Origin of the sequence: Pseudoflavonifractor capillosus, from assembly GCF_016899775.1 — a bacterium.
Taxonomy (GTDB): domain Bacteria; phylum Bacillota; class Clostridia; order Oscillospirales; family Oscillospiraceae; genus Lawsonibacter.
Genome location: NZ_JACJJE010000006.1, coordinates 41,381 through 68,153 on the forward strand (window position 1 = coordinate 41,381; position 26,773 = coordinate 68,153).

Sequence of the window (26,773 nt, forward strand, 5' to 3'; positions counted from 1 at the left end):
CAGCCGCCCGCCTCGAATGGAATTAAATGCCCCGGAAGCCTTGCTGTGCAAGAATTCCGGCAAGTGAAGCGAGGACTGATGCACCGCTGTGCAGCACAGCAGTAACGGCATTTTTGCGCAGAAAACTGCTCCGCAGGCACAGGGCCTGCGGAGCAGAGATCTATATGGAGTTAGAAGCCTGTCTTTTCTATTAGGCCGCGGCGGCCGCGACCAGGGACTCGAAGAAGTTCAGACAGATATCCACATCGCACAGGGCGGCCTCGGGATTGTTGTCGTAGATGGCCAGCTTGCAGTCATTCTCGGGATGGAACTGCACGCCCAGGCAGAAGGTGTTGTTCTGATTCTCCACGCCCTCAATGATGGTCACGCCATTGTCCACGGTCTGAGCCACCACGGTCAGGTCGGTGCCCTCCACGCTGCGGACGGCCTGATGATGCCAGGAGGAGACGTTAGCCAGCGTGCTGGAGCCCACGATGCTGTACAGCAGGGAATCGGTACCGATGAGCTCCACATCATGGCGGGCATAGTCCCGGTTCTCAGCGTCGGCGGGCATCCGGTGCAGGTCGTTGTACTCCGCGCCCTGTTCAGCGTAATAGTCGGGGATCTCCTGGATGAAATCGGCGCCGGAGACGATACTCATCATCTGCATGCCGCGGCAGGCGGCGAAGGTGGGCACGTCGTTGTCGATGCAGTAGGCCATCAGAGTGTAGTCGGAGATGTCGCGGGTGGCGTTGATCTCCTCACCGCCGTTGGCCTCCTCCTGGGGAACCTTGAACAGGGAGGGGCTGATGTCCTCGCCGCCGGTGAAGAACACGCCGTCGATGCCGGCCATCACGTCGGCCACGTTGGTGGTGGCGTAGTTGCGGGCCTTGATCTGGTCGGCGTACTGCTGGATCAGGTTGCCGGTATCCTCCAGATAGCCGGTGCGGATCATGCCGTCCTCATTGTAGCCCACGGCGGTGCTGGTGACCTGATAGAGCTCCACCGGGTTGCCGCCGGCGGCTTCGATGACAGCTTTGAAGCCGGCATAATCCTGGTCGTTGGCCTTCCAGGTGATGCCGATGTAGGGCTTGCCCACGAGGGAGGAGCCGTTCTCCAGCATAGCCTGGAACTGACCCTCGGTTACTGCCGCGTCGGCACTGTAAGTAATTCCATCCGTCAGTCCGACCCGCGCCGCGGTGGTGCTGTAATCAGCGGGCCAGGAGGTAAGCATTTCCTCAGGGACGCCGGCATACTGCATGATGGCGGCAGCAGCCTCCACCTGAGTGGTCTGGGCGTCCGGGCTGAAGGTGTCTGCGCCGGTGCCGCTGATCAGGCCCTGGGCGTAGGCCAGGTTGATGTAGCCCTTGTACTCGCTGTCCTCCGCTACGTCGGAGAACACGCTGGCCTGGCTCTGATACTGGGCGACCTGGTCGGTCAGACCGGCTCCCTCCACCAGAAGCTTGGCCATCTCGCCGCGGGTCAGGGTGTCGCCCTCAGCGGCGCCGGCGGTGACGGCCATCGCCAGGGTGAGACCAGAGGCGATGGTCAGGGACAGGGCTCTGCGGAATGTCTTTTTCATAAGCTGGACCTCCTTCAATTTCTCCCAGCCGGGCAGAGAGGAAGGGGATGCCACGGAGAGGATTCCTGTCTGTCGCGGCTAGTCAAAATGACACATCATTTGTAAAATCCAATGGGCCATTTTGATTAAATTTAGTATAGCGCAGGCATAAATTTTCTGTCAAGTGGGAAAAGCCTTTTTGAAGAAAAGTTTTCTGTATCAGGGAAAAGTTGTGTTTTACTCTTAAAACAGACTGAAAAGACAAGAAAACTGCAAAAAAATGGCTAGATTTGCTTCTGTACTGCCGGAGCGGATCAGGAGAGCAGAGCCCGCTCCCGGTCCGGATGCTCCCCGGACCAGGCGGTCTGAGGCATGGTGGCGATCCAGGACATCTCCTCCTGGGACAGGGAGAACCGGAACAGGTCCAGGTTTTCCCGCATCCGCTTTGGGCTGGAGGACTTTGGGAGAGGGAGCACACCGTTTTGCAGGGCGAAGCGCAGGCAGACCTGGGGCACGGTGACCTGGTGGGCGGCGGCGATCTCGCTGAGCAGGGGGTCGTCCATCAGCCTCCGCCGACCCAGGGGAGACCAGGCGGACACCTGGATGTGGTTCTCCCGGCAGTACTGAACCGCGGCGCTCTGAAGATACCCCGGGTGGTACTCCAGCTGGTTGACCATGGGAAGAAGTCCGCCGCGGGCGGCGAGATTCATCAGGTGGTGAGGCAGGAAGTTACTGGTGCCGATGGCACGCACCTTCCCCTGCTGGTACAGCTCCTGCAGGCAGTCCCAGACCCGGGCGTCCAGCTCCTTCCAATCGGCCCGCTCCAGGTCGGGGCGGGGCCAGTGGATCAGGTAGAGATCCAGGTAGTCGGTCCCCAGAGCCCGGAGGGAGGCCTCAAAGGCCGCCCGTGGGTCGTCCATCTGGGTGCGCCAGAGTTTTGTGGTGAGGAAAAACGCCTCCCGGGGAAGCCCGCTCTCCCGGACAGCATGGCCCAGCGCCTCCTCCGTCTGGTAGAAAGAGGCGGTGTCAAAGTGGCGGTAGCCCGCCTCGATTGCGTCCAGAAGAATCCGCTTCTGCTCCGGCGGCGTCAGGGCATAGCACCCAAAGCCGATGGCGGGGATATTCATGCCGTTAGATAGAACAAAAGATTCCATTTCAAAGACCTCCTTGTCATGGAAAATACCTTATCATTTTATCGCGGCGGGCACAGAGGCGCAAGAAAGAATTTTGTGAAATTTACACGATAAAACGGGAACTATTATTTACTGAAATACTATATGAGGTATAGTTAAAATATTATAAATACAAAATGGCGCGTTGCTGGGAGTGCTTTTTTGTGCTAAAATAGCATCTGGCCGGGGCAGAACCGGTAAAACAAGGGCTGTGTGTCGGGAGCGGCGGAAGGGCCGCATCCCGGAGCAGGGACTTGGAATCGGTTCGGCCGCCGCCCTGCCGGTGGAGAAAAAACGTTTCAGTGTGTGGAAAAAATCAGCCGTCTGTACCGTCCTTGAGGAGATCCTGGAGACTGAGGAAAAGTTTGGAGAGGATCATGTTGGCGAAGAAAGTTTCATTTGGCTTAGGAGCGCTCCTGATGCTGGGGATGCTCCTGATGGGAATTTGGAATCGGGCCTCCCTGTCCGGAGCGGGGGGAGAGGTCCCGCTTTGGCTGAGCATCCCCTTTGCGGGGCTGCTGCTGTGCATCGCCCTGTGTCCGCTGCTGTGCTCCTCGTGGTGGGAGAGCCATCAGCCCTTGGCGGTGGCGTTCTGGTCGCTGGCCTTTCTCATCCCCTATGCTCTGATGGGGGGACTGGGTACGGCGGTGGAGACGGCGCTGGAGTGCCTGATCGGCGACTACCTCACCTTTATTGTGCTGTTGTTCGGCCTGTTCTGTGTGGCCGGCAATATCTCTCTGGAGGGCGACCTGGCCGGTTCTCCCCGAATCAATGTGTTTCTCCTGCTCCTGGGTACGGTGCTGTCCAGCTGGATCGGCACCACCGGGGCCAGCATGCTCATGGTCCGTCCGGTGATCAAAATGAACGCCTGGCGGCGGCACCGCAGCCACATCATGGTGTTTTTCATCTTCCTGATCTCCAACATGGGCGGTTGCCTGACCCCCATCGGAGACCCGCCTCTGCTCATGGGCTTCTCCCGGGGCGTGCCCTTCTTCTGGAGCCTTCAGCTGGCTCCGGTGCTGCTGTTCAACGCGGTGATCCTGCTGGCAGTCTTTTATTGGATCGACATGCGGGCCTACCGTAAGGACATTGCCGCCGGCAACATGCCCGACATCCGGAAGCCGGGCACGGAGATCCACATCCGGGGCCTCCACAATCTGATTTTCCTGGTGATGATCGTGGCCGCCGTGGTCATCAGCGGGGTGCTCCCCACCCTCCCCATGTTCCAGAATGAGGCGGGCGAGGTGATCGGCATCCCCATCTTCGGCGAGGTCACCCTCACCATCCCCGCGCTGCTGGAGATCATTATTATCCTTCTGGCGGCGTTCCTCTCCTTCAAGACCACCGATGTGTCGGTGCGCAAATCCAACCACTTCACCTGGGGGGCCATCCAGGAGGTGGCGGTGCTCTTTGTGGGCATCTTCATCACCATGCAGCCCGCCCTGATGCTCCTCACCGCCAAGGGCGGCGAGCTGGGGCTCACTCACCCGGCGGAGATGTTCTGGGCCACCGGCGCCCTGTCCAGCTTCCTGGACAACACCCCCACCTACCTGGTCTTCCTGACGGCGGCCTGTGCCCAGGGGGCCCAGACCGGGCTGGCTACTACCCTGGGGGTCGTGCCCACCAAGATGCTGGCGGCCATCTCCTGCGGCGCGGTATTCATGGGGGCCAACACCTATATCGGCAACGCGCCCAACTTTATGGTCAAGTCCATCTCGGATGAAAATGGTATCCGCATGCCGTCCTTCTTCGGGTATATGTTCTGGTCGGTGCGCTTCCTGATCCCCGTCTTTATCCTGGATACGCTGATCTTTTTCTTGTGAGGAGGGCTGAGTTGTCATGGAAGAGACGAGAAATTTAGTGCTTGAGATTGCAAACCGCCTGTATGATCTGGACGCTGAGGTCTACCGGGTGCTGGGGTCCGGCCTGGGCCGGGTGTTCAACGCCAGCCGGGAGGAGTCCATCCGAGAGCTGACCCAGATCATGAAGGAGCACCGCACCAGCCACTACCTGCGCAGCTCCCTGGCCCTGATCGGCAACATGGCCCGCACCATCCCGGAGCGGCAGGAGCGCTCCCGGGTGATGACCGAGTACAACGAGATCTGGAAGCTGATCCAGAAGCTGCCCGACCGCTTTGGCGCGGTGGATATTTTGGACGAAACCCTGGCTGGGCTCAACCAGTCCTTCTCCCAGAACAGCTGGAAGGGCCGGTTCAACGCGGGAAACCATCTGGTGATCTGCATCGGCCGCACCTATGGCAGCGCCGGGACCGACGTGGGTTTCAATCTGGCGGACACCCTGAAGATCAACTACTATGACACGGAGATCTTTGCCGAGGTTCTGAAGCGGCTGGAGGCCCAGCAGGACCACATCCGCGACCGGGCCAGCTTCACCAACCCCCAGGATCTGAATCAAGACCCCATGGCGGTGGAGAGACCCAAGGGGCTCAAGGCCCGCATCCGGGAGTTCAGCCGCTACCACGGCCTGCCCAAGGCGGAGGCGGTCTTTTTCAACCAGAGCGAATTGATCTGCGACATGGCCCGGCGGGAGGACTTTGTCATCATGGGCCGCTGTGCCGACGTGATCCTCACCAACCACCAGATCCCCCATGTGAGCATTTTTGTCAACGCCCCCTTTGAGGTGCGGGTTCGCCGGGTGATGAAGCAGGACAACCTGGACTATAAGAGCGCCCGGAAGTTTCTCAAGAAGGTGGACCACCGCCACCGCGCCTACTATGAGTTTTTTACCAGCCGGAAGTGGGGAGATGTGGTCAACTATGACCTGTGCATCAACTCGGCCAGCTATGGCATCGAAGGGTCCGTGCAGCTGATCGAGCGGCTGCTTCTGCAAAAATAATAGACGCCCGCCCTCCGCAGGGCAGGGGGAGCAAAGACCGCCGTACGTTTCGTACGGCGGTCTTAGACTCTCGAAAAAGTGGCTGCGCCACTTTCTCGAGAAAGGCTGCACGGAATTTTGGCCTCGATTTCTGGCGAAATTGTCAGCCAAAATTTCGTGAGAGGTGTCATTTCCGAGGCACATGTCCTCGAAAATGACGGGATTTAATTTTATTCCGCCGTCTGCGGACGGCGGAACTCCTTGCAGGAGGGCTTTTTTGACACGCTGAGACCGCCGTACGTTTCGTACGGCGGTCTTTTGCTGTCTTTTCCGGCTGTCTGTCACCAAAAGGAACCCCTCCTCATAGCTTGAAGCAGAACGTGACGGGAGGATGGGTTATGAGACAGGAACTGAATTTCTGGGTTCTGGGGGGCGACATGCGCCAGGGAAAGCTGGCCCAGCTGCTCTCCGAGGACGGCCACCGGGTTCACGCCTACGCTCTGGAGGAGGGGGTGGTCCCGGCCGGGGGACTGACAGTGGAGGGCACGCTGCAGGGGGCGGGGGAGGCGGACTGTGTCGTCCTGCCCCTGCCGGTGTCCCAGGGGGAGGGGAAGCTGAACTGTCCCCTGTCCCGGCTGGAGCCCACGCTGGCCCAGGTGATGGACGCCCTCCGCCCGGGGCAAATGGTGTGCGGAGGCCGGGTGGACCCGGTGACGGCGGCCCTGGCCGGACAGCGGGGGATCGCGGTGCTGGATTACTTCGCCCGGGAGGAGTTGGCGGTGGCCAATGCGGTGCCCACCGCCGAGGGGGCGGTGCAGATCGCCCTGGAGCAGATGCCCATTACCCTCCACGGCTCCCGGGTGCTGGTGATCGGCTTCGGCCGGGTGGGCCGGGCGGCGGCCCAGCGGATGGCGGCCCTGGGGGCCAGAGTCACCGTGGCCGCCCGGCGGTATGAGTCCCTGGCCTGGGCTCAGGCCACCGGCTATGGGGCGGAAAAGACCGGGCAGCTGGCGGGCTGGCTGTGCGGGTACGACCTGGTGGTGAACACGGTCCCAGCACTGATGCTGGGGGAGGCGGAGCTGGCCGACCTGAAGCCCGACTGCCTGGTGCTGGACCTGGCCAGCAAGCCTGGGGGCGTGGACCTGGAGGCCGCCGCCCGCCTGGGGCGAAATGTGATCTGGGCCCTGTCCCTGCCGGGAAAGGTGGCCCCGGTCACCGCCGGCGCGGCCATCAAAAACACGATCTATAACATGCTCCACGAGCTTGGCGCATAGGAATAGGAAAGGAAGCGGATAAAATGTTGGAAGAGAAAACCGTAGGATTTGCCATGTGCGGCTCCTTCTGCACCCACAGCCGGGCCATGGAGGCCCTGGAACAGGTGAAGGCCCGCTTTGCCCATGTGGTCCCCATTGTGTCCGAGTATACGGCGGCGGCGGACACCCGGTTCGGGGACGCCCACGACCTGATGCGGGAGATGATGCGCATCTGCGACCACCGGGTCATCTCCACCATCAAGGAGGCGGAGCCCATCGGACCCCAGAAGCTGCTGGACCTGTTGATCATCGCCCCCTGCACGGGAAACACACTGGGAAAGCTGGCCAACGGGATCACCGACACCAGCGTCACCATGGCGGCCAAGGCCCATCTGCGCAACGGGCGGCCGGTGCTCATCGCTCCCTCCACCAACGACGGGCTCTCCGCCTCGGCCGCCAACCTGGGGAGCCTGCTGGGCCGCAAGTACATCTACTTCGTCCCCTTCGGCCAGGACGACCCTGTGCATAAGCCCACCTCTCTGGTGGCCGACTTCTCCCTGGTGGCCGACGCGGCCCTGGCCGCCTTGGAGGGGCGGCAGCTCCAGCCCATGCTGGTCACTCCGTGAGCTTTTCTCCCGTCCGGCCGATTTCCTCCCGGCCGGATCAGGCAATGGCCCGGAGGCGGTTTTCTTCCGCCTCCGGGCCTGCCTGTTTGGTTCTTGCTATACATAGCCGTACATGCCCCGCACGGATACCTCTCCGGCGGACAGGGCGGCCCGGCGGCCGTCGGGGTACTCCACCACCAGGCGGAAGTCGTCGTCGATGGCCACGGCGAAGGCCTCCTCCCGGGAGGCGGGGGTGATGAGCTGAACCTGCTTTCCCACCGTGAGGCAGTCGGCACGGTACCGCTCCAGGTAGTCCTGCTTGTTCTGGGGGAACTGGGCGTACATCCGGTCCAGGGCCCGGATGATCTCCACCGCCAGCTGGGCCCGGCGGACGGGACGGCCCAGCTCCTGGGCCAGGGAGGTGGCGATGGGCCGCACCTCGCTGTCAAAGTCCTCGGGGGTGTGGTTTACGTTGATCCCAATGCCGGTGATTAAGTAGTCCAGGTTGTTGCTCTCGCTCTCCAGGCCCAGCTCGGTGAGGATGCCGCACAGTTTTTTGCCGTTCAGCACCAGGTCGTTGGTCCACTTGATCTGAGGGCGGACGCCGCAGGCGGCCTCAATGCCGTCGCACACCGCCACCGCCACCCAGGCGGTGATGTCGGCCACCTGGCTGGGGTCCAGCCTGGGGCGGAGCAGGGCGGTGAGGTAGAGCCCCTTCCCCTTGGGGGACTGGAAGGAGCGGCCCCGGCGGCCCCGGCCTCCGGTCTGCTCCTCGCTGACGATGACCAGGCCGTCGGGGGCCCCGGCCATGGCCTGGCGCTTGGCCTCGGTGTTGGTGGAGTCGATGGTCTCCAGGCACAGGAGGCTCCCACCCACCCGGCAGCCGGCCAGCGGGCCGGAGAGCTCCCCTTCCCGCACCCGGTCCGGGGCGTTCTCCAGGCGGTAGCCCCGGTTGGGGGCGGATTGGATCACATAGCCCTCCTGGCGCAGGGCCTCAATGGCCTTCCACACGGCGGCCCGGCTGATCCCCAGGGCGCGGCTCATGGCCTCCCCCGACACATAGCGGTCCCCCTGCTCCAGCAGCAGGGACAGTACCTTCTCCCGGCTCATGGTGTTGTCCTCCTGGTTTGGTAAGTCTCTTTTGGATATTATAAAAGAAAAAGGGGAACCCCGTCAACCGGAGGAGGGCTGGGAACTTTCGGTTGCAATCCGCCGGAGGGGTACGGTATAATAAAAGCGGCCCGGATTTCGGGCCCGGGGGCGGAAAATACGCCTCCACCCCATCAAAAGGAGAACGGAACCATGATTCAATTCAACCATTTTAATTTTAATGTCCTGGACCTGGACAAGAGCCTGGCCTTCTACAAGGAGGCCCTGGGCCTGGAGCCGGTGCGGGTGAAGGACGCCGCCGACGGCTCCTTCCAACTGGTCTACCTGGGGGACGGCCGCACCGGCTTCCAGCTGGAGCTCACCTGGCTGCGGGACCGCACCGAGCCCTATAACCTGGGGGAGTGTGAATTCCATCTGGCCTTCGTGACGGATCAGTACCAGGAATTCTATGAGAAGCACAAGGCCATGGGCTGCATCTGCTTCGAGAATCCGGCCATGGGTATCTACTTCATCAGCGACCCCGACGGCTACTGGATCGAGATCGTCCCGGAGAAGGACTGATGGCGGGGGAACGAAACAGCGGCTGGCCCGGATTTTTCCGGGTCTTTGCCGTATTTGCGGCCCTGATGCTCCTGCTGGCCCAGAGCGGCCAGGAGCTGGTGCCCATCTCCAGCGGAGATTGGCAGGTGCTGTCCATCTATGAGGGGCTCACCCGCTGGTCGGTCCCCGCCCTGTTCATGGTGTGGGGGATGTACGCCCTGGAGGGGGGAAATAAATCCGCCCTGGGCGGAACTCTGCTGACCCTGGCCCTCCCCGCCTTCTGCATGCTGGTGTTCTGGGGGGCTCTGTACGCTGTGGTGTCCCATCTGCTGGGGGGCGGGGCCCTCACCTTGGGGGGCGTCTGGTCTGCCCTGGTGTCAGCGGCCCAGGGGAACACCTATTTCCACCTGTGGATTCTATATCCCCTCATCGGCCTGTACCTGGTCCACCCCCTGCTCCAGCGGTTCGCCTCGTCGGCCAGCCGGGGGGAGATTTTGTACATCCTGGGCCTGGCCTTCCTCTTTGCCGGCGTGCTGCCCCTGTGGGCCGCCTTCCACCCCAATCAGGTGCTCACCGTCCTGCTGGAGCGGTTCCAGGTCCACATGGTGCTGGGCTATATGGGCTACTACCTGGCCGGGTGGTATTTGAGGCACTTCACCATCGGCCGCATTCCGGAGTTTCTCATTTACATTCTGGGCATCCTGGGGATGGTCCTCACCCTGGCGGGGCCCAGCCACATCGGCGGAGGCCGGGAGCTGTGGTACAGCTACACCGCCCCGGGGGTGGCCCTGACGGCGGCCGCCCTGTGCACCCTGTTCCGCTATGTGCTGGGGGTGAGCGAGGAGCGCTCCCGCCGCCGGGCGGTGTACGCTCTGGGGGAGTGCGTCTTTGGGGTGTACCTGTTCCACCAGATCTGGGTCCTGGTGTTCCGGTGGTTCGGGGTGTCCCCTCTGGCCCTGGGGGCGGTGGCCTCAGTGCCGGTGTTCGCCCTGGTCTACTTCCTGCTCTCCCTCCCCTTCGCCTGGCTGTTCTCCCATATTCCGGGGGTTGGACGCTGGCTGGCGGATTAAAAATGCTGGAATGGGGCCGCCGCAATCTGTAATTGCGGGATTTCCGTCTCAAGCTGCTGGCGGAAAATATTCCCGCCGGTTACAATGGAGTCAGAGAGGGAGGTGGAGTCCATGACATTGGGAGAAAAGCTCCAGCGTCTGCGGAAGGCCCGGGGCATGTCCCAGGAGGAGCTGGCCGCCCAGATGGGGGTCTCCCGGCAGGCGGTCTCCCACTGGGAGCTGAACATCGCCCTGCCGGATACGGAAAATGTGGTGCGGCTGAGCGAACTGTTTGGGGTGACCACAGATTACCTGCTGAAACAGCAGGAGGCGGGAGAAAAACCGTCCCCGGAACTGGGGGCACCCGGGTCCAAAGGCAGATACGCCGCCCAGCAGCGGGGCGGCGGCATTTTGATGGCTCTCTCCCTGCTTGGCCTGCTGGTTATGGGGATTTTAAGCTCCATCCAGCCCACCGTCAGTTATTACCCCGACGGGAGTGTGGCTGCGGACGGCCTGATTGCCTGGGTGCGCGCCCACGATTTGATGTGGCTGTTTGGCCTGTGCCTCCTGGGGGCGCTTGTGAACGTGTACCTGCTTGTGAAACCCAGGCGTAAATCGTAGATTTGTGAGCGGCGAAGAAGCAAACCCGGCGCTATGGATCATTCCACAGCGCCGGGCTTTTTCTCTCTGTCAGGTCTCCGCCTCCCGCAGGCGCTCCACGATGGTGTGCCGGGCCACCGACCGGTACACCCCCAGGGGCACCAGGATGCCCAGAAGGGCAAATATTGGGATCACAACCAGGAAGGGAACCAGGGTCAGGCGGTAGGTGAAGAACCAGAACAGGTTCCCCACCGCTGTGAAGGCCGCCGGCCCCAGAATCAGAGTCAGCGCCAGAGAGATGGCCGCCGCCCCCAGGGCGTAGAACAGCCCCTCATACACCAGCATGGTCTTCAGCTGTTTTCCCGTCATGCCGATGGACTGGAGGACGGCCAGCTCCCGCTTCCGGGCCAGAATGCCAGTGAGGATGGCGTTGAAGAAGTTCAGTACCCCCACCAGCCCCACGATGAAGCTCAGGGCCCCGCCCAGCAGCAGGAACATGGAGCGCATGCTCTCAAACTCCCCGGCGTAGAGGGCCTTACTCTCGTAGTCCAGCTCCGGATTTACGTTCTCCGTGTAGTTCTGCAAAAATTCCTCCATGGGGTCATTGGCCTCGTCGGTGGTGTCAAAGGCGTAGTACATCACCGAGCTGGTCCCGGTGTCCTCCACGAAGGTCTGGGCATTCAGAATGAACTCGTCGCTGCCGTAGTACCGGTAGCTGAGGGCGGAGGGTACCGTCACCAGGGCGGCCACCTGATACGCCGCGTCCCGGTACTTGACCGGCTGCGCCACCCAGTTGGCCTCGGCGGGTACATCCTCCACATCGGAGTAGGCGATGCCGGTGTCCGGGTCCACATATTCCCACTCCTCCACGTACCGGATGGTGACCGTATCCCCCAGGCGGGCCCAGTGGGAGTCCATGTCCGCTCTGCCGTAGTCGTCCTCGGCGTACACGGCGGCCACATACTTTCCGCCCTCCTCATAGAGCTTGGACAGGTCCCCCTCCAGCACCGTCAGGTGGTCCAGGGCAAAGGGGCTCATGCCGGAGAGCTGGACGTTTGCGGCCAGGTCTCCCGCCTCGTTCCGGCCGGTCAGGCGGATTGCGTTGTCCAGCTGTTCCGGGGTGTAGAAGCGCTGGTTCATCTGCCGGAAGTAGTCCTCAGTGATGTACTCCAGGGCGGAGGAGGTCTGCCCGTACACCACGCCCCCGTCTGTAATGCCCTCCTGGGCGCCGATATCATCCATGGCGGACTGGGGCACGGCCATATCGGGGGTGAAGTCCAGGACGCTGTTTTGGAACTTCCCGGCGTTGGCCACGATGAAGTCGCTGGCGGTGAAGTTGGACACATACTTGTCCATGTCAAAGCCATTGGTAAAGTTCACCGTCACCGTCAGCAGTACCACCGCCAGGGACAGAGAGGTAATTGTGACGGCGGTCTTGCCCCGGCTGCGGCCCAGGTTGGCCCAGGCCATGGCCAGCAGGGAGGACCCGCCCGCCCCCTTATGGGCAAGGCGCTTCCCGGAGGGGCGGCGGGATTTTCTTCCGGCCCCCTCAGTGTACCGCACCGCCTCGATGGGGGAGACCTTGGCGGCCATCCGGCCCGGCCTGCGGCAGGACAGGAGCACCGTGAACAGGGCGAACAGGGCGGAGCCCAAAAAGAGCACGGGACTCACCGACACCACGTCGGACACTCCGTCCAGCCGGGCGATGATGACCGGGGTGAGCTGCCCGCCGATGAGCCAGCCGGCCAGGAGCCCCAGGGGGATGCCCAGGGCGGAGAGGGCCAGGGCCTGGTACCGGATGATCCGCCGGAGCTGACGTCCTGTGGTGCCGATGGTTTTCAGCAGGCCGTAAAACCGGATGTCCCCGGCCACCGAGATCTGGAACACATTATAGATGATCAAATAGCCGGTGAGGAGGATGAGCAGGAGCATCCCCGCGATGACCGTAGCCGTGGCCGGGTCCATGCTGTCGGACAGCTGGGCCCCGGTGTAGCCCCAGTTGATTCCGGTGTCAATGTAGTTCTCTCCCGGCGTCTCGCTCTGATAGCCGTGGTCGGCCAGGATCTGATTCAAATCCTGTTCAATGTGCCGGGAGCCGCTTTTCAGCATCACGTCCAGGTTCCAGGTGCCCGTCATGCCGTCGGTGGGGTTGTTGGGGTCCACTCCCACCTCGTCCAGGATGGTGTCCACCCGGCTCTCCGGAATGAGCATGTGGCTGGCCTGGACGGCCCCGTCCCGATCCCACCAGCCGCACAGGGTAAAGGTCTGGGTGGTTTCATGGCCGTCCACGTTGAAGGTGAGGGTGAACTGGGCCCCCAGCTCCGGCTCAATGCCCAGCAGCTCCAGCACTCGGGTGTCGGTGGCCGCCTGGTCGGTGCCCTCCTGGGGCAGGGAACCCTCCACCGGATCGCAGAAGGACCAGTGGGCGTAGTTTGCGTCGGACCAGCCCACCTCCACATGGGTCTTGTTGAAGGGCACCTCTGTGGGTATGCCCAGGAAGCGCCGCACCCCCCACTGGCCGATGAGGGGATCATCCTTCAATTCGCTGCACTGCTCCTCCGTCAGGTACTTGAACCCGCCGTGAGAGAAGCCCCCCACCTGGCGGAAGTTGGACTGCTGGATGCCCTCGTTGATGGACAGGGCGATGGTAAAGAGGGAGGTGAACAGCACCGCCGTCAGGGCGATGGCCAGCACCGCAATGAGGTTTCGGGTCCGGTTGGCCGCTAAGCTCTTCCAGGCCAGGCGGCGGACACACTTGCCGTTGGATACCTTCATGGCGCGCACCCCCTCACCGTGTGACGATCCTGCCGTCCTCGATGCGGACGATGCGGTCAGCGAGCTGGGCGATCTCCTCGTTGTGGGTGATCATCACCATGGTCTGGGCAAATTTCTGTCCGGTGGTCTTCATCAGGGAGAGGACGTCCTGGCTGGTCCGGGAGTCCAGGTTGCCCGTGGGCTCGTCGGCCAGGAGGATGGCGGGCTTAGTGGCCAGGGCCCGGGCGATGGCCACCCGCTGCTGCTGCCCGCCGGAGAGCTGGTTGGGCAAGCGGTCCAGTTTCTGCTCCAGCCCCAGGGCCTCGATCACCTGGTTCACATACGCCTCGTCCACCCGGCCCCCGTCCAGCTGGATGGGCAGGATGATGTTGTCATAGACGCTGAGCACTGGGACCAGGTTGTAGGACTGGAACACAAAGCCGATCTTCCGCCGGCGGAAGATGGTCAGCTCCTCGTCCTTCAGGGCGAAGATGTCCCGGCCCTCCACCAGGACAGAGCCGTCGGTGGGCCGGTCCAGGCCGCCCAGCATGTGGAGCAGGGTGGACTTGCCCGAGCCCGAGGTGCCCACAATGGCCACGAACTCCCCGTTCTCCACCGTCAGATCGACTCCGTCCAGGGCCTTCACCTGGGTGTCGCCGGAGCCGTAGTATTTTTTCAGATCCTTGGTTTCCAAAACCGTCATGGGGATGCACTCCTTTCTGATACCCCCATTGTACCCAAACAATCTTTCCAGAGTCTTTCCAAAATCGAACAGAGTGGTAAGAATTCCGCAACCGCCCGTTGCTTGTGCATCCGGAGGCGGTCTGCTATACTGGGCAAAAAGGAGGCGATTGAATGGAGACAAGGGATGCGCTGTTGGAGCTGCGCCGGGACCTGGGGCTGTCCCAGGAGGAGTTTGCCCAAAAGCTCTGTGTCACCCGGCAGGCGGTCTCCCGCTGGGAGACCGGCGAGACCGTCCCCAGCACCGACACCCTGAAGGAGATCGCAAAGGTATTCCAGGTGTCGGTGGACCGGCTGCTGGGGTACCCCGCCGGATATTGTCAAAGCTGCGGCATGGCCCTGACCCGGGACGAGGAGCGGGGGACTGAGGCGGACGGCAGCCGGTCGGAGACGTACTGCGTATACTGCTATCAGCAGGGGCGGTTCCTTCAGGACGTGACCATGGAGGAGATGGCGGAGCACAATCTGCAGTTTTTAGCGGAGTGGAACCGGGCCAACGGACTGGACCTGGATGAGGCGGAGGCCCGGGCGGGACTGCTGGCCTTTCTCCCCACCCTGAAGCGCTGGCGCAGGGGAGAGACAGAGCGGGCGTCAGAGCCGTAATGTCTCGCAGAACAAAAAAACGGGGCGGCCGGTTGGCCGCCCCGCGGTTTTTGGAACAATCAGGTTGCATCCTCAATGATGCCGTAGTCCCCGTCATTGCGGCGGTAGACCACCGCGAAGGCCCCGCCGGCGTCCTCGTTCTTGAAAGCGAAGAAGCTGTGGCCCAGCAGATTCATCTGCAGAATGGCCTCGTCCTGGGTCATGGGCTTGATGGGGAAGGTCTTGGTCCGGACCACATGGTACTCCCCCTCCTCCGGCTCGTCGGGGACAAAGGAGGAGATCTCCGTGGAGGCGTCTACCGAGCGCTCAAAGGCGCCGGTGCGCAGCCGCTTCTCCAGACGGGTCTTGTTCTTGCGGATCTGCCGCTCCAGGGAGGCCACGGCGGCGTCGATGGAGGCGTGCATATCAGAGGTGCTCTCCGACACACGGAAGATGGTGCCGCTGGACCGGATGGTGACCTCCACCCGGTTGCGGTCCTTCTCCACGCTGAACGTCAGTGAGGCGGTGGCATCCTCCTTAAAGAAACGGTCTAACTTGCCCACTTTCTTTTCCGCGTAGTTGTGGATGTAGTTGGGCACGTTCACCTTTTTGTCTGTAAACACAAACTTCATACTTGTCCGCTCCTTTCACCCCCGAGGGGGCTTGAGTGGGAGGGAAACTCCTCCGGTGAAGGAGGGTTCTCCCCTCCGATGGTTTTATTATACCACAGGAGCGAAAAATTTCCACTGTTTTTTGTGAAAGTTTTATGAAGGGGCAAAACGGCAGGCTTGGAAACTGCTTACAGCCGTCCGTGGACCACCTTTCCGTCCATCACCACCAGCCGCATCCGGCTGAGCCAGTTGAGGGGATGGGCGCTGGTGACGGTCACATCCGCATCCTTTCCCGGGGCCAGGGAGCCCACCCGGTCGGCCACCCCCGCCAGCTCGGCGGCCCGGATGGTGACGCAGGCCAGGGCGCTCTCCGGGTCCATGCCCCCCCGGATGGCCATGGCGGCGCACAGGGGCAGATATTGGATGGGGGTCTCCGGGTGGTCGGTGCAGATGGCCACCTTTACCCCGAAGCGCTGGAGGATGGCGGGAGTCTCCAGGGACTGGTGCATCAGCTCCGGCTTGGAGCGGTCGGTGAGGCAGGGTCCGGTGATGACCCCCGCCCCCTCCTGGGCCAGCAGGTCGGGAATTAGGTGGCCTTCGGTGCCGTGGACCAGCACGTACTTCAGGCCGAACTCCTTGCAGATGCGGATGCCGGTGGCCATGTCGTCCGCCCGGTGGGCGTGGATGTGGACCGGCAGTTCCCCCCGGATCACCGGCAGAAGGGCCTCCAGCTTGGCGTCGTAGTCGGGCTTGTCCTCCTCTTCGTCCTGAGCCGCCCGCTCCAGCTTCTCCCGGTACTCCACCGCCTTGGCCAGGTTCTCCCGGATGATGGCGGCGGTGGCCATGCGGGTGGTGGGGGTCTCATGCCGCTCGTGATAGGTGAGCTTGGGGTTCTCCCCCAGGGCCAGCTTCATGGCCGCCGGGGCCTTGAGCACCATGGCGTCCACCCAGCGGCCGTTGGTTTTCAGGGCGGCGAACTGGCCGCTGATGGGGTTGGCGCTCCCCGGACCGGTGAGGACGGTGGTCACCCCCGCCTCCCGGGCCTCCTGAAAGCCCCGGTCCATGGGGTTGACGGCATCCACCGCCCGCAGGTGGGGGGTGCAGGGGTCGGTGGCCTCGTTGCCGTCGTCCCCCTCGATGCCGGTGGAGTCCCCGAACATCCCCAGGTGGCAGTGGGCGTCCACAAAGCCGGGCTGGATGTGCCCGCCCTGAGCGTCAAAGACCTCCCCCTCCCAGCTCTTGGGACACTCCTCCATGGGGCCGGTCCCGGCGATCTTGTCCCCCCGGATGTCCACGTAGCCCCCGGGGATGGTGAGGCCTTCCATGGTGTGGACGGTGCCGTTGATAATCAGCATAGCGTGTTCCTTTCCCGGAAGGCGGCGGACATTCGACAGGCCTCCCGTTGACGAGTTTGGAATTTTATGGTATTCTTTCTGGGCAGCTCAACCAATACGCATGGGGGACGTCCTTGGGGCGTCCCTTTTCCTATGGGGAGGGACGCCCCGGCTGACTGAAACCATCCGTATACGGAAAAGCGGCCGCAGGATGACCTGCGGCCGCTTCGTTTTCCAATGCGATCCGGCTTACCGGCGGCCGCCCCGGCGGTTGCCGCCCTTCTTCTCCAGATAGCGCAGCTCGGAGAGCTTGCTGTCCGAGGCCTGCATGAACTGGCGCAGCCGGTCCTCAAAGTCAGTGGGTTCCTTGGGTGCGGGCCGGGGCGCGAAGCCTCCGGAGCGGGGCGCTCCGCCGGAACGGGGAGCCCCTCCTGTACGAGCGGGGCGTCCGCCCTGTCCGCCCGCGGGGCGGGGAGGGGGATCGCTCACCTTCTTAATGGACAGGTTGATCCGGTTGGCCTGGTCGATGCCGATGACCTTCACCTTGACCTCCTGTCCCTCCTTCAGGTAATCGGACACCTCGTTGACATAGGTATAGGCGATCTCCGAGATGTGGACCAGACCGGAGCGTCCCTCCGGCAGGGCCACGAAGGCGCCAAACTTTGTGATTCCCGTTACCTTACCGTCCAAAATGGACCCAACACCAAACTCCATCACTGACTGAAATATCCTCCTTGTAAATTTCCCCCTCAAGCCGCGCCGTGCACAGGCGCGGACCGGGGCCCCGCAGCCCCGGCGGAGCCGTCAGCCGGCCACGTCGATGTACAGGGTCTCGCCCTCTTTGACGTAGCCCTTTTCCCGGGCCACCCGCTCCAGAGTTTCAGGGTCGTCGCTGTTTTCGATGGCGTCTTCCAGCTGCTGGTTGGCCAGCCGCTGTTCCTCCACCTGCTGCTCCAGCGTGTCCCGCTCCTCCTGAACGGACTGAATCTGCCCCCGCAGATCCAGCAGGGAGGTGGCCAGATACACCAGAAGCACCACGATGACCAGCTTGGTCAGCAGTCCCGCACGTTTCAGACGCATGTGACGATCCTCCCCTCTCCCGGGCCGCCCGCCGGCGGGCCGTGGACTCCATTTCCTGAGTTATCTGATTTATTCTATACCATTTTCCCGCGAAAAGGAAGATATTTTTTGCAAGTTTTTTGATTTTTTTCTGGAGGCGATTTAGTGCAAACAACGGAAGGGCCAGAATCTGAAGGATTGCTGTAATCAGGTCGGCCAGCCGGTACCCCAGCCAGAGCAGCCAGCGGCTGAACAGCCCGAAGTAGACCGCCCCGCCCAGGAACAGAAACGCCGCCCCGTACAGGCGCACCGGCCCGCCCCAGGCCCACTGGGACCAGAGGAACAGCGTCACGGTGAGCGTCAGCCAGAACAGCAGGTCCAGCGCCGGGCCCAGCAGGGGAAGGCGCACCCGCACCCGCAGGATGCGGAACAGGTCGTACAGCACCCCGGCGGCCAGCCCCAGCAGCACCGCCTGGACCAGAGCCGCCCCCTGGGCGGCCACATCCACCGTCATCCCCCCAGCAGGCGGGAGAGCAGCCCGCCCCTCCCACGGCGGTCGTCCTCATAGGTGAGGGAGTCCACGCTGCCCTCCACCTTCATGTCGCCCCCGTCCAGGGAGAGCTTCTCGATGTGCAGGTCCTCCCCCCGGACCACCAGCGTCCCCTTCACCGTGGACATGACGATGGTGTTCTCGTCAAAGCTCTCCACCTCCTCCACGCCGGAGACGGTGAGCTGCTCCCGCCCCTCCAGCAGAATGTGGTGGGCCGCCTCCGCCGGCAGACGGCTGTCGTCGTACGCCATAATCCCCACTCCTTTGTTTTTTACCATTGTATGGGACAAAGGGAGGGGGTATGACTGTTCTTCCTTCAGGGGATTTCGCCGCCGCTTTTCGCTGTAGAGGCGGCACACTGGGGCGCTCTCTTTCTCAAGTCTTCCCCCTGGGGGGAAGGTGGCTGGCCGTCAGGCCAGACGGATGAGGGGGCGATGGTCGGACTGGCTCGTTTTCTGTGAATGGCGGGCATGTGCCTCAATTTCGTAGGGCCCGATGCCCTCATCGGGCCGCTGGGTGGTTCTTTTCACAGGAAGAGTTTCGCCGCCCCGGCGGCGAGTTCCTTTCTGCACGGGCAGAAAGGAACCAAAGAGCCGCCAAAGGGTGGGCACAATCGGCAGGAACGGCTTTGCCGCACCTGCCTCCATGTTGCACGCCCCCTGGACCCCCGTTTTACGGGGGTTACCCCTTGGGCCAGGCAGAACATTTCCGGCGCGCAAAATTTGAGCGGGTGTTTAAATTTTCACCGGGCCACTGGGCCCTGGGTTTGCAAAGATTACCGCTACTGCGGTTCCACAACTGCGCCTGGCCTTGCCGAGCAAACGCTCCCGGTCCGTTTTCCGCCGTAGGGGCGACCCTTGCGGTCGCCCGGAACACGGGTCGGCCAGTGTCCAGCCCCCACAAAAAGAAGGAACCATTTCCAGTTTTGCCGTAGGGGCGGGTGTCCTCACCCGCCCACGCTAAAGGGTTTCTCCCCTTTTGTAGGGCGCGGCCTCCTGGACGCGCCGTTTCAAATCGCCGCGGAGAAACGTCGTAGGGGCGGCTATCAGCCGCCCGCAAGCCTTCGCCCTTCTAGGGAGAAGGTGCCGAGCGTATGCGAGGCGGATGAGGGTGGGCTCCGGAATGGCAGAAGTTCTTCAGCGGGCCGGCCAGTGTCCGGCCCCTACGAAAAGAAGGGTGGGCTTCTGTGTTCGCCGTAGGGGCGGCACACTGGGCCGCCCAGTTCCTAATAGTCGGCAAAAAGAACAGGCCCCGCTTTTAAAATCAAGCGGGGCCCGTACAAAATCAAATGTGGAAAAGGAAGAAAGGCAGCGATTTTTCAAGAGGCGAAACGCAGTTTCGCACAAAGTTCTTTTGCCTACTTTTCTTTCAAGAAAAGTAGGTCAGCCTTTGAGGGTCTCGGCCCAGGCGGCGTATTTGGCCACCTTCTCGTCGCACTCGGCCTTGGTGGTACCGTTGGCCAGGATATAGACCTTCACCTTGGGCTCGGTGCCGGAGGGACGGACGATGAGGCTGGTGCCGTCGGCCATCTCGTACCGCAGCACGTTGGAGCCGGAGAGCTCCATGGTCTCCTTGGAGCCGTCGGCCACATTTACCACACTGCCGTCCTGGTAGTCCTTCTGCTGCTTCACCGCCACGCCGGCAATCTCCGTGGGAGGATTCTGACGCAGGTTGGCCATCAGGTCGGCCATCTTCTTCAAACCGTCCAGGCCGGGCATGACCAGGTTCATGGTCTTCTCCCCGTAGTAGCCGTACTTCTCAAACAGGGCCTGGAGGGCATCGTACAGGGTCATGCCCTGGGAGGCATACCAGGCGGCCATTTCAGAGAGCTCCACGCTGGCGGACACGGCGTCCTTGTCCCGGACGTAGTCGCCCAGCATATAGCCGTAGGACTCCTCGTAGGAGAAGATGACCTTGCCCTCGCCGCTGTTCTCCAGCTTGTCCTTCTTTTCTGCCAGGAACTTAAAGCCGGTGAAGGTGTCATAGCACTGCAGGCCGTTCACCTCGGCCACCTTCCGGGCCATCTCGGTGGTGACGATGGTCTTCAGAGCCACGGGCTTCTCGGGCATCTTGCCGGTGCGGCGCTTGGCCCCGATCAGGTAGTCCAGCAGGAGCACGCCGGTCTGGTTGCCGGAGATGACCACAAAGTCGTCGTCCTTGGTGCGCACCATGATGCCCACCCGGTCGGCATCCGGGTCGGAGCCCAGGATAAAGTCGGCGTTGTTCTTTTTGGCCAGGTCCACCGCCAGATAGAACCCCTCGGGGTTCTCCGGGTTGGGGGAGACCACGGTGGGGAAGTTGCCGTCGATGACCATCTGCTCAGGGACGCAGATCACATGCTTCATGCCCAGGCGCTTCAGGGCCTCGGGGATGAGTTTATAGCCGGTGCCGTGGAAGGGGGTGTACACCATGGTGAAGGTGTCGGCCATCTTCTCCACCACGGCCTTGTCGTTGACCTGCTCCATGACGTTGGCCAGGAACTTCTCGTCGGTCTCCTCCCCCATGAGGGTGATGAGCCCCTTGGAGACGGCCTCGTCGTAGTCCATGGTCTTGACGCAGTCGAACACGTCCAGCTCCTTCATCTTCTTGGCCACCTGGTCGGCGTGCTTGGGGGGCAGCTGGGCGCCGTCCTCCCAGTACACCTTGTAGCCGTTATACTCCTTGGGGTTGTGGCTGGCGGTGACGTTGATGCCGGCGATGCAGTGGTACTCCCGCACGGCAAAGGACAGCTCCGGGGTGGGGCGCAGGGACTCAAACAGGCGGGCGGGGATGCCGTTGGCGGCCATGACGCAGGCGGCCTCCCGGGCAAAGACGTCCGAGTTGTTCCGGCAGTCGAAGCACACGGCCACGCCCCGGGCGGCGGCTTCGGCCCCCTCCTCCAGGATGACCTGGGCAAAGGCCTGAGTGGCGTGGCGGACCACATGGACGTTCATCCGGTACAGGCCCACACCCATGGTGCCCCGCAGGCCGGCGGTGCCGAAGGACAGCTGGTCAAAAAAGCGGCTCTCGATCTCCTTCTCGTCCCCCTGGATGGACTCCAGCTCCGCCTTCTCTGCCGCGGAGAGGGCGGGACTGTGCAACCATTTCTCGTAATTCTCCCGATAAGACATACTGAATGACCTCCTGTGTGTACATGAAGATTCGCTGGAGCTTTGCTGTTGGGGTAAGTGTACCACAGATGGCCGAAAATTTCCAGCAGATTTCCGTCATTTTTACGAAAAAAGAGGGGCGTCGGGCGGGAAAGGAGGCAAAGACCGTCTTTCCAAAATGGGAGGAACGTGCTATACTACTCTTTACGCAGAAAAGGAAGTGGTACCCTGTGGAACAGACCCGGCACAGCGACGAGATCCTGGCCACCGCCCCCATTGGGAAATTGATTTTGAAGCTGGCGGTGCCCTCTGTCGCGGCTCAAATCATCAACATGCTCTATAACATTGTGGACCGCATCTATATCGGCCACATCCCGGAGATCGGGGACGTGGCCCTCACCGGCGTGGGAGTCACGTTCCCGATCATCACCCTGATCTCCGCCTTTGCCGCCTTTGCGGGGCAGGGGGGCGCGCCTCTGGCCGCCATCCAGTTGGGAGCGAAGCGGAGGGTGGAGGCACAGCGCATCCTGGGTAACTCCCTCACCATGCTGCTGTGCGCGGCAGTGGTCTTGACCGCGGGATTCAGCATCTTTCAGGAGCCCATCCTGTACGCCTTCGGTGCGTCCGACGCCACCATCGGCTACGCCAAAGAGTATATCGGCATTTATCTGCTGGGCACCGTCTTTGTCCAGCTGGCCCTGGGCCTCAACCCCTTCATCAGCGCCCAGGGGAGGGCCACCACCGCCATGCTCAGCGTGCTCATCGGGGCCATTTTGAACATCGTCCTGGACCCCATCTTCATCTTTGTTCTGGGCATGGGCGTCCGGGGCGCCGCTCTGGCCACCATTCTGTCTCAGGCGGTGAGCGCCGCCTGGGTGGTGGCCTTCCTGTGCAGCCGCCGCAGCAGCCTGCGCCTGCACCGGGTGTTTTTGATCCCCAACAAGCGCATCATCGGCCGCATCGCCGGTCTGGGCGTGGCCCCCTTCATTATGCAGTCCACCGAGAGCCTGGTAACCGTGGTGCTCAACACAGGAATGCAGACCTACGGCGGGGACCTGTATGTGGGCTCCATCACCATTATGCAGTCCATCATGCAGATGATCGTCATGCCCGTTCAGGGCATCACCCAGGGCACCCAGCCCATTATGAGCTACAACTACGGGGCACAGAACTTCCGGCGGGTGCGCCAGACGTTCAAACGGCTGCTCACCATCACCTTGTCCGTGACCTGCGCCGCCTTTTTGGTCATCGCAGTCTTCCCCGGCCTGCTGGCCCGGATCTTTACTCCCCAGCCTGAGCTGATCGGCCTGGTCTCCCAGGTGATGCCTCTGTTTTTCGGCGGCATCTGGGCCTTTGGGGCGCAGATGGCCTGTCAGACCACCTTCATGGCCCTGGGGCAGGCCCGGACCAGCCTGTTCCTGGCCCTGCTGCGGAAGGTGATCCTGCTGGTGCCCCTGGCCCTGATCCTGCCCCGAGTCACCGGGAGCGTCTTCGGCATCTACGCCGCCGAGCCCATCGCGGACGTTCTGGCCAGCGCCACCACCCTGACCTTGTTCCTCACCCGGCGGAAGAAGCTGCTGCCGGTGGAGGAGTAAACGGCAGCCCTCTGGGGGCGGCTGAGTCTGCCGGACGGGCGGCCCCAGCAAGACCGTAAAGAAAAGCTCCGTCCCGCACAGCGGGACGGAGTTTTTGCGCGTCAACAGGCCTCTGTGGAACAAAATTCGCCTGAGTTCGAGGAAATCTTTTTTACGGCGTTTGCCCAAAGACCGCGTGGAGCATCTGGACGGTCTCCTCCCGGGTGGCAAAGGCCCGGTACCGCTTTGCTCCGTCGGGACTGCCGGTCACAATGCCGGCCCCCTCCGCCCAGGCTCTGGCCTCCTGGGACCAGCCGCTGGGGGGCAGCTGCTCCCGCTGTCTCAGGGCCTCCTCCAGCATGGCGTTGAACTGTTCCTGTGTCACGGCGTCCTCCTCCTGTTCCTCCAGCCGGTCCCGTACCGCCCGGCGAAAGTCATCCATGTCCACCCCGTGCCTGGGCCACCAGTGGAGCACGTCGGCGTGGTTACTGGCGATTCCCTGCTGGAAGCCCTCCGCGTGGCAGAGCACCACCCCTGGCTCCAGGGGGTCCAGGGCGTAGTCCCTGCACAGCCTGGCGCACAGGTCCACGGCGTTTTCATAGATTTTCTCAAAATACCTCTGGTTTTTTCCCGGGTCGTATCCCACCATGGTCCCGCCCTGATAGGTGTGGCCCGCCGGTTCGCAGCACTCAAAAGAGATGTGGGTGTTGTTGGCGCTTCCCAGTGTCCCCCTGCCCGCGTGCCAGCCCCGCCAGTTCCAGGGCAAAGTCTGGACGATCCGGTCCTCCGCCACAAAGGCGTGGACGCAGGCGTCCACACCGGGGCGGTCCCACTGGCGGCAGAACGCCTCCGGGTCGGGCTGCGCCACGCCGGTGGAGTGGACCATGATCCCCCGGGGGACGATGGTCCGGCCGGCCTGATAACAGTCGCTTTTTGTCAAAATCCACCTCTCGATGGGTACCAAAGCAGCGCCTCCTCTCTGCGGCCTGTGCCCTGTTACAGACTATGCGGCGGACCTGGTTCCGGTTCCCGGTCTGTTTTTTCCAGGAAAACCTGGTTTTTCATTGACACCGGGGACTATTTTTCGTATGATAAAAGGTACTGCATGGGTCTATTTTATGTTGAGAGAGGAAGGATTTCGGGATGGATGAAAACCAGCGCTCTGTTCGGAGCAATCCCATCGCCCTGCTCCCCATCATCGTCTTTTTGGTGCTTTACCTGGGGTGCGGGCTTTTATTTGAGTATGGACTGAACATCGAGCAGGGGTTCTATCAGACCCCGGCCATCGTGATCTTTTTGATTGCCCTGGCGGTGGCCTGCTTCCAGAATCGCAAGCTGGACTTCAATGCCAAGCTGAAGGTGATGGCCAACGGGGTGGCCGACGAGAATATCCTGACCATGTGCCTGGTGTTCCTGGCCGCCGGCGCCTTCTCCGGGGCCATCTCCGCCGCCGGAGGCGCGGACAGCACCGTGTTCCTGTTCCTGGATTTTCTCCCCAGCCAGTTTGCCGTGGCCGGCCTGTTTCTCATTGCCTGCTTCGTGTCCGTGTCCATGGGTACCTCGGTGGGTACTGTGTCCGCCCTGGCCCCCTTTGCCGTGTCTATGAGTGAGGCCACCGGCTTTGACATTGTACTGTGCATCGCCGCCGTGGTGTGCGGGGCCATGTTCGGAGACAATCTGTCCATGATCTCCGACACCACCATCGCCGCCGTGCGCACCCAGGGGTGCGAGATGAAGGATAAATTCCGCATGAACTTCCTCATCGTCCTCCCCGCCGCCATTATTACCCTGCTGATCTTCGTGGCCCTCACCTGGGGCGGCAGCGGCCAGGTGGAGGTAGAGGCGTACAGCTTCTGGAAGGTGCTGCCCTATCTGGTGGTGCTGGTGGGCGCCCTTATCGGGGTGAACGTGTTCGTCATCCTCATGCTGGGCACCGCCCTGAGCCTGGTGGTGGGTGTGGCCTCCGGGGCCTTTGCCTGGACCCAGGTGTTTGCCGTCATGGGAACTGGCGTTACCTCCATGTACGATATCACCGTCATCTCCATCATTGTGGCCTGCATCGGGGCCCTGGTGAAGGAGCACGGGGGCATCCAGTGGCTCATTGAGTTTATCCACCGCCGGGTCAAGTCCAAGAAGGGGGCCCAGCTGGGTATCGCCGGTCTGGTGGCCGCCGTGGACGTGGCTACCGCCAACAACACCGTGGCCATCGTCATGTCCGGCGCCATTGCCAAGGAGATCAGTGAGGAGTACCATATCGACGCCCGCCGGTCCGCCTCTCTGCTGGACATCTTCGCCTCGGTGATGCAGGGCATCCTGCCCTACGGGGCCCAGTTGCTGTACGCCTCCGCCGGAACCGGGGTGGCCGCGCTGGAAATTGTGCCCTATATGTTCTACTGCTATCTCATGGCGGTGTGTGCCATCGTGTTCATCCTGTTTTTCTCCGGGCGGGAGAAATAACCGCACCCATCAAACAGCGCCGGACGGCCTCTAAAAAGAGCCGTCCGGCGTTTTTGTTTTTGGGGGAAAGACGTGGGGGCGTCTCAAGGGGGAATCCTCGTCCGTATCAGTAGGGGGAGGGATTGCGGGCGGCCCCTATGGCGTTTTGTGAGTGACCGAAACGGCGCGTCCGGGAGGTCGCGCCCTACGGGCATCCGAACCCATGGGAGCCGGGCGGCCCAGTGTGCCGCCCCTACGGTTTAAACGGATTGCCCTGATCATCAGAACCGTTTCCCTCATCCGCCTCGCTTCGCTCGGCACCTTCCCCCTGGAAGGGGGAAGGCTTGCGGGCGGGTCATGGACCCGCCCCTACGGCAAATCTGAAAGTGTCCCTTCTATTCGTAGGGGCCGGTCCTAGACCGGCCCGCTGGTTAACGGATAAATTTCCGAGTGCGGCGGGAGGGGCAAATCCCTATCCCCTCTGTCTCGCTGCGCTCGACATCTCCCCTTGATAAGGGGAGTCGTCCCTTCCCCTACGGTTTTCAAGAAATTCTTCCAGGGTTGGGTAGGGGAGGCCCTTGGGCCTCCCGCCGATCCATGGAAGCCGGGCGGCCCGGTGTGCCGCCCCTGCATGTATCCTGAAGCCATCCCTTTTTATCGTAGGGGCCGGACACTGGCCGGCCCGCATACGCGGCGCGCCGAGGTCGTCGCGCCCTACACAAAAAAGCGTTCTATCATTGCCCCCTCATCCGCCCCAGTGTGCGCACTGGGGCACCTTCCCCCCAGGGGGAAGGCTTGCAGGCGGCTGATAGCCGCCCCTACAGCGGATATAGAAGCCGCTCCCTTTTCACGTAGGGGCCGGTCCCAGACCGGCCCGACAGCATACCTACCGGGAGCGTTGGTTCGGGAAACCCAGGCGCAGGTGTGGAACCGCACCAGCGGCAATTTTTGCAAACCCAGGGCCCAGCGGCCCGGGAGGAAACGCAAATCGCCACTCAGATTTTGCGCGCCGGAAATTTTTTGCCGCCTTGCAGGTACGCGTCCCCCGTAATGGGGGTTCTAGGGGGCGGGCGGCATGGAGGCAGGGAGGCTTTGCCGAACCTGCCGATTGCGCCCGCCCCCTAGCGGCTCTTTGGTGACTTTCTGGCCGTCCAGAAAGTCACTCGCCGCCCGCAGGCGGCGAAATTCCCCCTGCGGCCGCTGAATAAACAGGCGGCGGGGGCAAGCCCCCGCCCTACGGTATTCTTCTAACGATGCTTGCTCTTTAAACTGACCCCTCATCCGCCCCCTTCGGGGGCACCTTCCCCCCAGGGGGAAGGCTAAAAAAGAGCAGGCGGCG

The 26,773-nt window shown here is 62.5% G+C and carries 23 protein-coding genes and 1 pseudogene; 10 read left to right on the plus strand and 14 right to left on the minus strand.

Features of this window, described 5'->3' with window-relative positions; genetic code table 11:
* Positions 1–190: 190 nt before the first annotated feature.
* Positions 191–1,561, minus strand: coding sequence for a gamma-glutamyl-gamma-aminobutyrate hydrolase family protein (locus H6B31_RS03250; protein ID WP_204897186.1), 1,371 nt, complete (start codon positions 1,559–1,561; stop codon positions 191–193).
* Positions 1,562–1,854: 293 nt separating this feature from the next.
* Positions 1,855–2,694, minus strand: a complete 840-nt coding sequence (locus H6B31_RS03255; RefSeq protein WP_204897187.1) for an aldo/keto reductase — start codon at positions 2,692–2,694, stop codon at positions 1,855–1,857.
* Between the two features lie 437 nt (positions 2,695–3,131).
* On the opposite strand from H6B31_RS03255, the gene H6B31_RS03260 reads away from it, so the two are divergent.
* The 4 genes from H6B31_RS03260 to H6B31_RS03275 all read left to right on the plus strand — a co-directional run bounded on the left by H6B31_RS03260 (position 3,132) and on the right by H6B31_RS03275 (position 7,426).
* Positions 3,132–4,535 (plus strand): sodium:proton antiporter, encoded by a 1,404-nt coding sequence (locus H6B31_RS03260; protein WP_204897188.1) that lies wholly within the window; start codon positions 3,132–3,134, stop codon positions 4,533–4,535.
* Positions 4,536–4,551: 16 nt separating this feature from the next.
* Positions 4,552–5,568 carry a cytidylate kinase-like family protein gene (locus tag H6B31_RS03265; RefSeq protein ID WP_204897189.1) on the plus strand — a complete coding sequence of 339 codons (1,017 nt, stop codon included), beginning with the start codon at positions 4,552–4,554 and terminating at the stop codon, positions 5,566–5,568.
* Positions 5,569–5,945: 377 nt separating this feature from the next.
* Positions 5,946–6,821 (plus strand): dipicolinate synthase subunit DpsA, encoded by an 876-nt coding sequence (gene dpsA / locus H6B31_RS03270; protein ID WP_204897190.1) that lies wholly within the window; start codon positions 5,946–5,948, stop codon positions 6,819–6,821.
* A gap of 23 nt (positions 6,822–6,844) precedes the next feature.
* A complete protein-coding gene (locus H6B31_RS03275; RefSeq protein WP_430691865.1) occupies positions 6,845–7,426 on the plus strand; it encodes a dipicolinate synthase subunit B in 582 nt (193 codons plus the stop codon).
* A gap of 96 nt (positions 7,427–7,522) precedes the next feature.
* On the opposite strand, the gene H6B31_RS03280 is transcribed toward H6B31_RS03275, so the two are convergent.
* On the minus strand, positions 7,523–8,515 hold the full coding sequence (locus H6B31_RS03280; protein WP_204897191.1) for a biotin--[acetyl-CoA-carboxylase] ligase: 993 nt from the start codon (positions 8,513–8,515) through the stop codon (positions 7,523–7,525).
* Positions 8,516–8,707: 192 nt separating this feature from the next.
* Here H6B31_RS03280 and H6B31_RS03285 point away from each other — a divergent pair, with 192 nt between their 5' ends.
* From H6B31_RS03285 to H6B31_RS03295, 3 genes are all read left to right on the plus strand, one after another.
* Positions 8,708–9,076 carry a VOC family protein gene (locus H6B31_RS03285; protein WP_204897192.1) on the plus strand — a complete coding sequence of 123 codons (369 nt, stop codon included), beginning with the start codon at positions 8,708–8,710 and terminating at the stop codon, positions 9,074–9,076.
* Positions 9,076–10,125, plus strand: a complete 1,050-nt coding sequence (locus H6B31_RS03290) for an acyltransferase (RefSeq protein WP_204897193.1) — start codon at positions 9,076–9,078, stop codon at positions 10,123–10,125. The genes H6B31_RS03285 and H6B31_RS03290 overlap by 1 nt, the downstream gene beginning before the upstream one ends.
* Positions 10,126–10,236: 111 nt before the next feature.
* Positions 10,237–10,725, plus strand: coding sequence for a helix-turn-helix domain-containing protein (locus H6B31_RS03295; protein WP_204897194.1), 489 nt, complete (start codon positions 10,237–10,239; stop codon positions 10,723–10,725).
* A gap of 69 nt (positions 10,726–10,794) precedes the next feature.
* Here the strand turns inward: H6B31_RS03295 and H6B31_RS03300 are convergent, their stop codons facing one another.
* Positions 10,795–13,479, minus strand: coding sequence for an ABC transporter permease (locus H6B31_RS03300; RefSeq protein WP_204897195.1), 2,685 nt, complete (start codon positions 13,477–13,479; stop codon positions 10,795–10,797).
* Positions 13,480–13,492: 13 nt separating this feature from the next.
* Positions 13,493–14,161 carry an ABC transporter ATP-binding protein gene (locus tag H6B31_RS03305; RefSeq protein ID WP_204897196.1) on the minus strand — a complete coding sequence of 223 codons (669 nt, stop codon included), beginning with the start codon at positions 14,159–14,161 and terminating at the stop codon, positions 13,493–13,495.
* 152 nt (positions 14,162–14,313) lie between these two features.
* On the opposite strand from H6B31_RS03305, the gene H6B31_RS03310 reads away from it, so the two are divergent.
* A complete protein-coding gene (locus tag H6B31_RS03310) occupies positions 14,314–14,802 on the plus strand; it encodes a zinc ribbon domain-containing protein (RefSeq protein ID WP_204897197.1) in 489 nt (162 codons plus the stop codon).
* Positions 14,803–14,861: 59 nt separating this feature from the next.
* Here the strand turns inward: H6B31_RS03310 and hpf are convergent, their stop codons facing one another.
* From hpf to H6B31_RS03345, 8 genes and pseudogenes are all read right to left on the minus strand, one after another.
* On the minus strand, positions 14,862–15,413 hold the full coding sequence (gene hpf, locus H6B31_RS03315; RefSeq protein WP_087288985.1) for a ribosome hibernation-promoting factor, HPF/YfiA family: 552 nt from the start codon (positions 15,411–15,413) through the stop codon (positions 14,862–14,864).
* Positions 15,414–15,580: 167 nt separating this feature from the next.
* Positions 15,581–16,747, minus strand: a complete 1,167-nt coding sequence (locus H6B31_RS03320) for an amidohydrolase (protein WP_204897198.1) — start codon at positions 16,745–16,747, stop codon at positions 15,581–15,583.
* Positions 16,748–16,975: 228 nt separating this feature from the next.
* Complete coding sequence (locus H6B31_RS03325; protein ID WP_087288982.1) at positions 16,976–17,440, minus strand: S1 RNA-binding domain-containing protein; 465 nt, start codon at positions 17,438–17,440, stop codon at positions 16,976–16,978.
* A gap of 90 nt (positions 17,441–17,530) precedes the next feature.
* Positions 17,531–17,806, minus strand: a complete 276-nt coding sequence (locus H6B31_RS17060) for an FtsB family cell division protein (RefSeq protein WP_087288980.1) — start codon at positions 17,804–17,806, stop codon at positions 17,531–17,533.
* 232 nt (positions 17,807–18,038) lie between these two features.
* Positions 18,039–18,299: pseudogene (gene yabQ / locus H6B31_RS17790) on the minus strand (spore cortex biosynthesis protein YabQ); the annotation flags it as partial.
* Complete coding sequence (yabP, locus tag H6B31_RS03335; protein ID WP_243418814.1) at positions 18,296–18,613, minus strand: sporulation protein YabP; 318 nt, start codon at positions 18,611–18,613, stop codon at positions 18,296–18,298. The gene yabP and the pseudogene yabQ, both read right to left, overlap by 4 nt.
* Positions 18,614–18,745: 132 nt before the next feature.
* Positions 18,746–18,982 carry a hypothetical protein gene (locus H6B31_RS03340; protein WP_204897200.1) on the minus strand — a complete coding sequence of 79 codons (237 nt, stop codon included), beginning with the start codon at positions 18,980–18,982 and terminating at the stop codon, positions 18,746–18,748.
* 735 nt (positions 18,983–19,717) lie between these two features.
* Positions 19,718–21,445, minus strand: a complete 1,728-nt coding sequence (locus tag H6B31_RS03345) for a phospho-sugar mutase (protein WP_204897201.1) — start codon at positions 21,443–21,445, stop codon at positions 19,718–19,720.
* A gap of 209 nt (positions 21,446–21,654) precedes the next feature.
* On the opposite strand from H6B31_RS03345, the gene H6B31_RS03350 reads away from it, so the two are divergent.
* Entirely contained in the window at positions 21,655–23,019 is a 1,365-nt protein-coding gene (locus tag H6B31_RS03350) for an MATE family efflux transporter (RefSeq protein ID WP_204897202.1), read from the plus strand.
* A gap of 151 nt (positions 23,020–23,170) precedes the next feature.
* Here the strand turns inward: H6B31_RS03350 and H6B31_RS03355 are convergent, their stop codons facing one another.
* A complete protein-coding gene (locus H6B31_RS03355; RefSeq protein WP_243418815.1) occupies positions 23,171–23,962 on the minus strand; it encodes a peptidoglycan recognition protein family protein in 792 nt (263 codons plus the stop codon).
* A gap of 179 nt (positions 23,963–24,141) precedes the next feature.
* On the opposite strand from H6B31_RS03355, the gene H6B31_RS03360 reads away from it, so the two are divergent.
* Positions 24,142–25,455 carry a Na+/H+ antiporter NhaC family protein gene (locus tag H6B31_RS03360; RefSeq protein WP_204897203.1) on the plus strand — a complete coding sequence of 438 codons (1,314 nt, stop codon included), beginning with the start codon at positions 24,142–24,144 and terminating at the stop codon, positions 25,453–25,455.
* Positions 25,456–26,773 lie beyond the last annotated feature (1,318 nt).

Coding starts and splice junctions, on each gene's coding strand:
- H6B31_RS03250 (WP_204897186.1), bottom strand. CDS start 1,561: ATGAAAAAGACATTCCGCAGAGCCCTGTCCCTGACCATCGCCTCTGGT.
- H6B31_RS03255 (WP_204897187.1), bottom strand. CDS start 2,694: ATGGAATCTTTTGTTCTATCTAACGGCATGAATATCCCCGCCATCGGC.
- H6B31_RS03260 (WP_204897188.1), top strand. CDS start 3,132: ATGCTGGGGATGCTCCTGATGGGAATTTGGAATCGGGCCTCCCTGTCC.
- H6B31_RS03265 (WP_204897189.1), top strand. CDS start 4,552: ATGGAAGAGACGAGAAATTTAGTGCTTGAGATTGCAAACCGCCTGTAT.
- dpsA (WP_204897190.1), top strand. CDS start 5,946: ATGAGACAGGAACTGAATTTCTGGGTTCTGGGGGGCGACATGCGCCAG.
- H6B31_RS03275 (WP_430691865.1), top strand. CDS start 6,845: ATGTTGGAAGAGAAAACCGTAGGATTTGCCATGTGCGGCTCCTTCTGC.
- H6B31_RS03280 (WP_204897191.1), bottom strand. CDS start 8,515: ATGAGCCGGGAGAAGGTACTGTCCCTGCTGCTGGAGCAGGGGGACCGC.
- H6B31_RS03285 (WP_204897192.1), top strand. CDS start 8,708: ATGATTCAATTCAACCATTTTAATTTTAATGTCCTGGACCTGGACAAG.
- H6B31_RS03290 (WP_204897193.1), top strand. CDS start 9,076: ATGGCGGGGGAACGAAACAGCGGCTGGCCCGGATTTTTCCGGGTCTTT.
- H6B31_RS03295 (WP_204897194.1), top strand. CDS start 10,237: ATGACATTGGGAGAAAAGCTCCAGCGTCTGCGGAAGGCCCGGGGCATG.
- H6B31_RS03300 (WP_204897195.1), bottom strand. CDS start 13,479: ATGAAGGTATCCAACGGCAAGTGTGTCCGCCGCCTGGCCTGGAAGAGC.
- H6B31_RS03305 (WP_204897196.1), bottom strand. CDS start 14,161: ATGACGGTTTTGGAAACCAAGGATCTGAAAAAATACTACGGCTCCGGC.
- H6B31_RS03310 (WP_204897197.1), top strand. CDS start 14,314: ATGGAGACAAGGGATGCGCTGTTGGAGCTGCGCCGGGACCTGGGGCTG.
- hpf (WP_087288985.1), bottom strand. CDS start 15,413: ATGAAGTTTGTGTTTACAGACAAAAAGGTGAACGTGCCCAACTACATC.
- H6B31_RS03320 (WP_204897198.1), bottom strand. CDS start 16,747: ATGCTGATTATCAACGGCACCGTCCACACCATGGAAGGCCTCACCATC.
- H6B31_RS03325 (WP_087288982.1), bottom strand. CDS start 17,440: ATGGAGTTTGGTGTTGGGTCCATTTTGGACGGTAAGGTAACGGGAATC.
- H6B31_RS17060 (WP_087288980.1), bottom strand. CDS start 17,806: ATGCGTCTGAAACGTGCGGGACTGCTGACCAAGCTGGTCATCGTGGTG.
- yabP (WP_243418814.1), bottom strand. CDS start 18,613: ATGGTAAAAAACAAAGGAGTGGGGATTATGGCGTACGACGACAGCCGT.
- H6B31_RS03340 (WP_204897200.1), bottom strand. CDS start 18,982: ATGGAGGCAGGTGCGGCAAAGCCGTTCCTGCCGATTGTGCCCACCCTT.
- H6B31_RS03345 (WP_204897201.1), bottom strand. CDS start 21,445: ATGTCTTATCGGGAGAATTACGAGAAATGGTTGCACAGTCCCGCCCTC.
- H6B31_RS03360 (WP_204897203.1), top strand. CDS start 24,142: ATGGATGAAAACCAGCGCTCTGTTCGGAGCAATCCCATCGCCCTGCTC.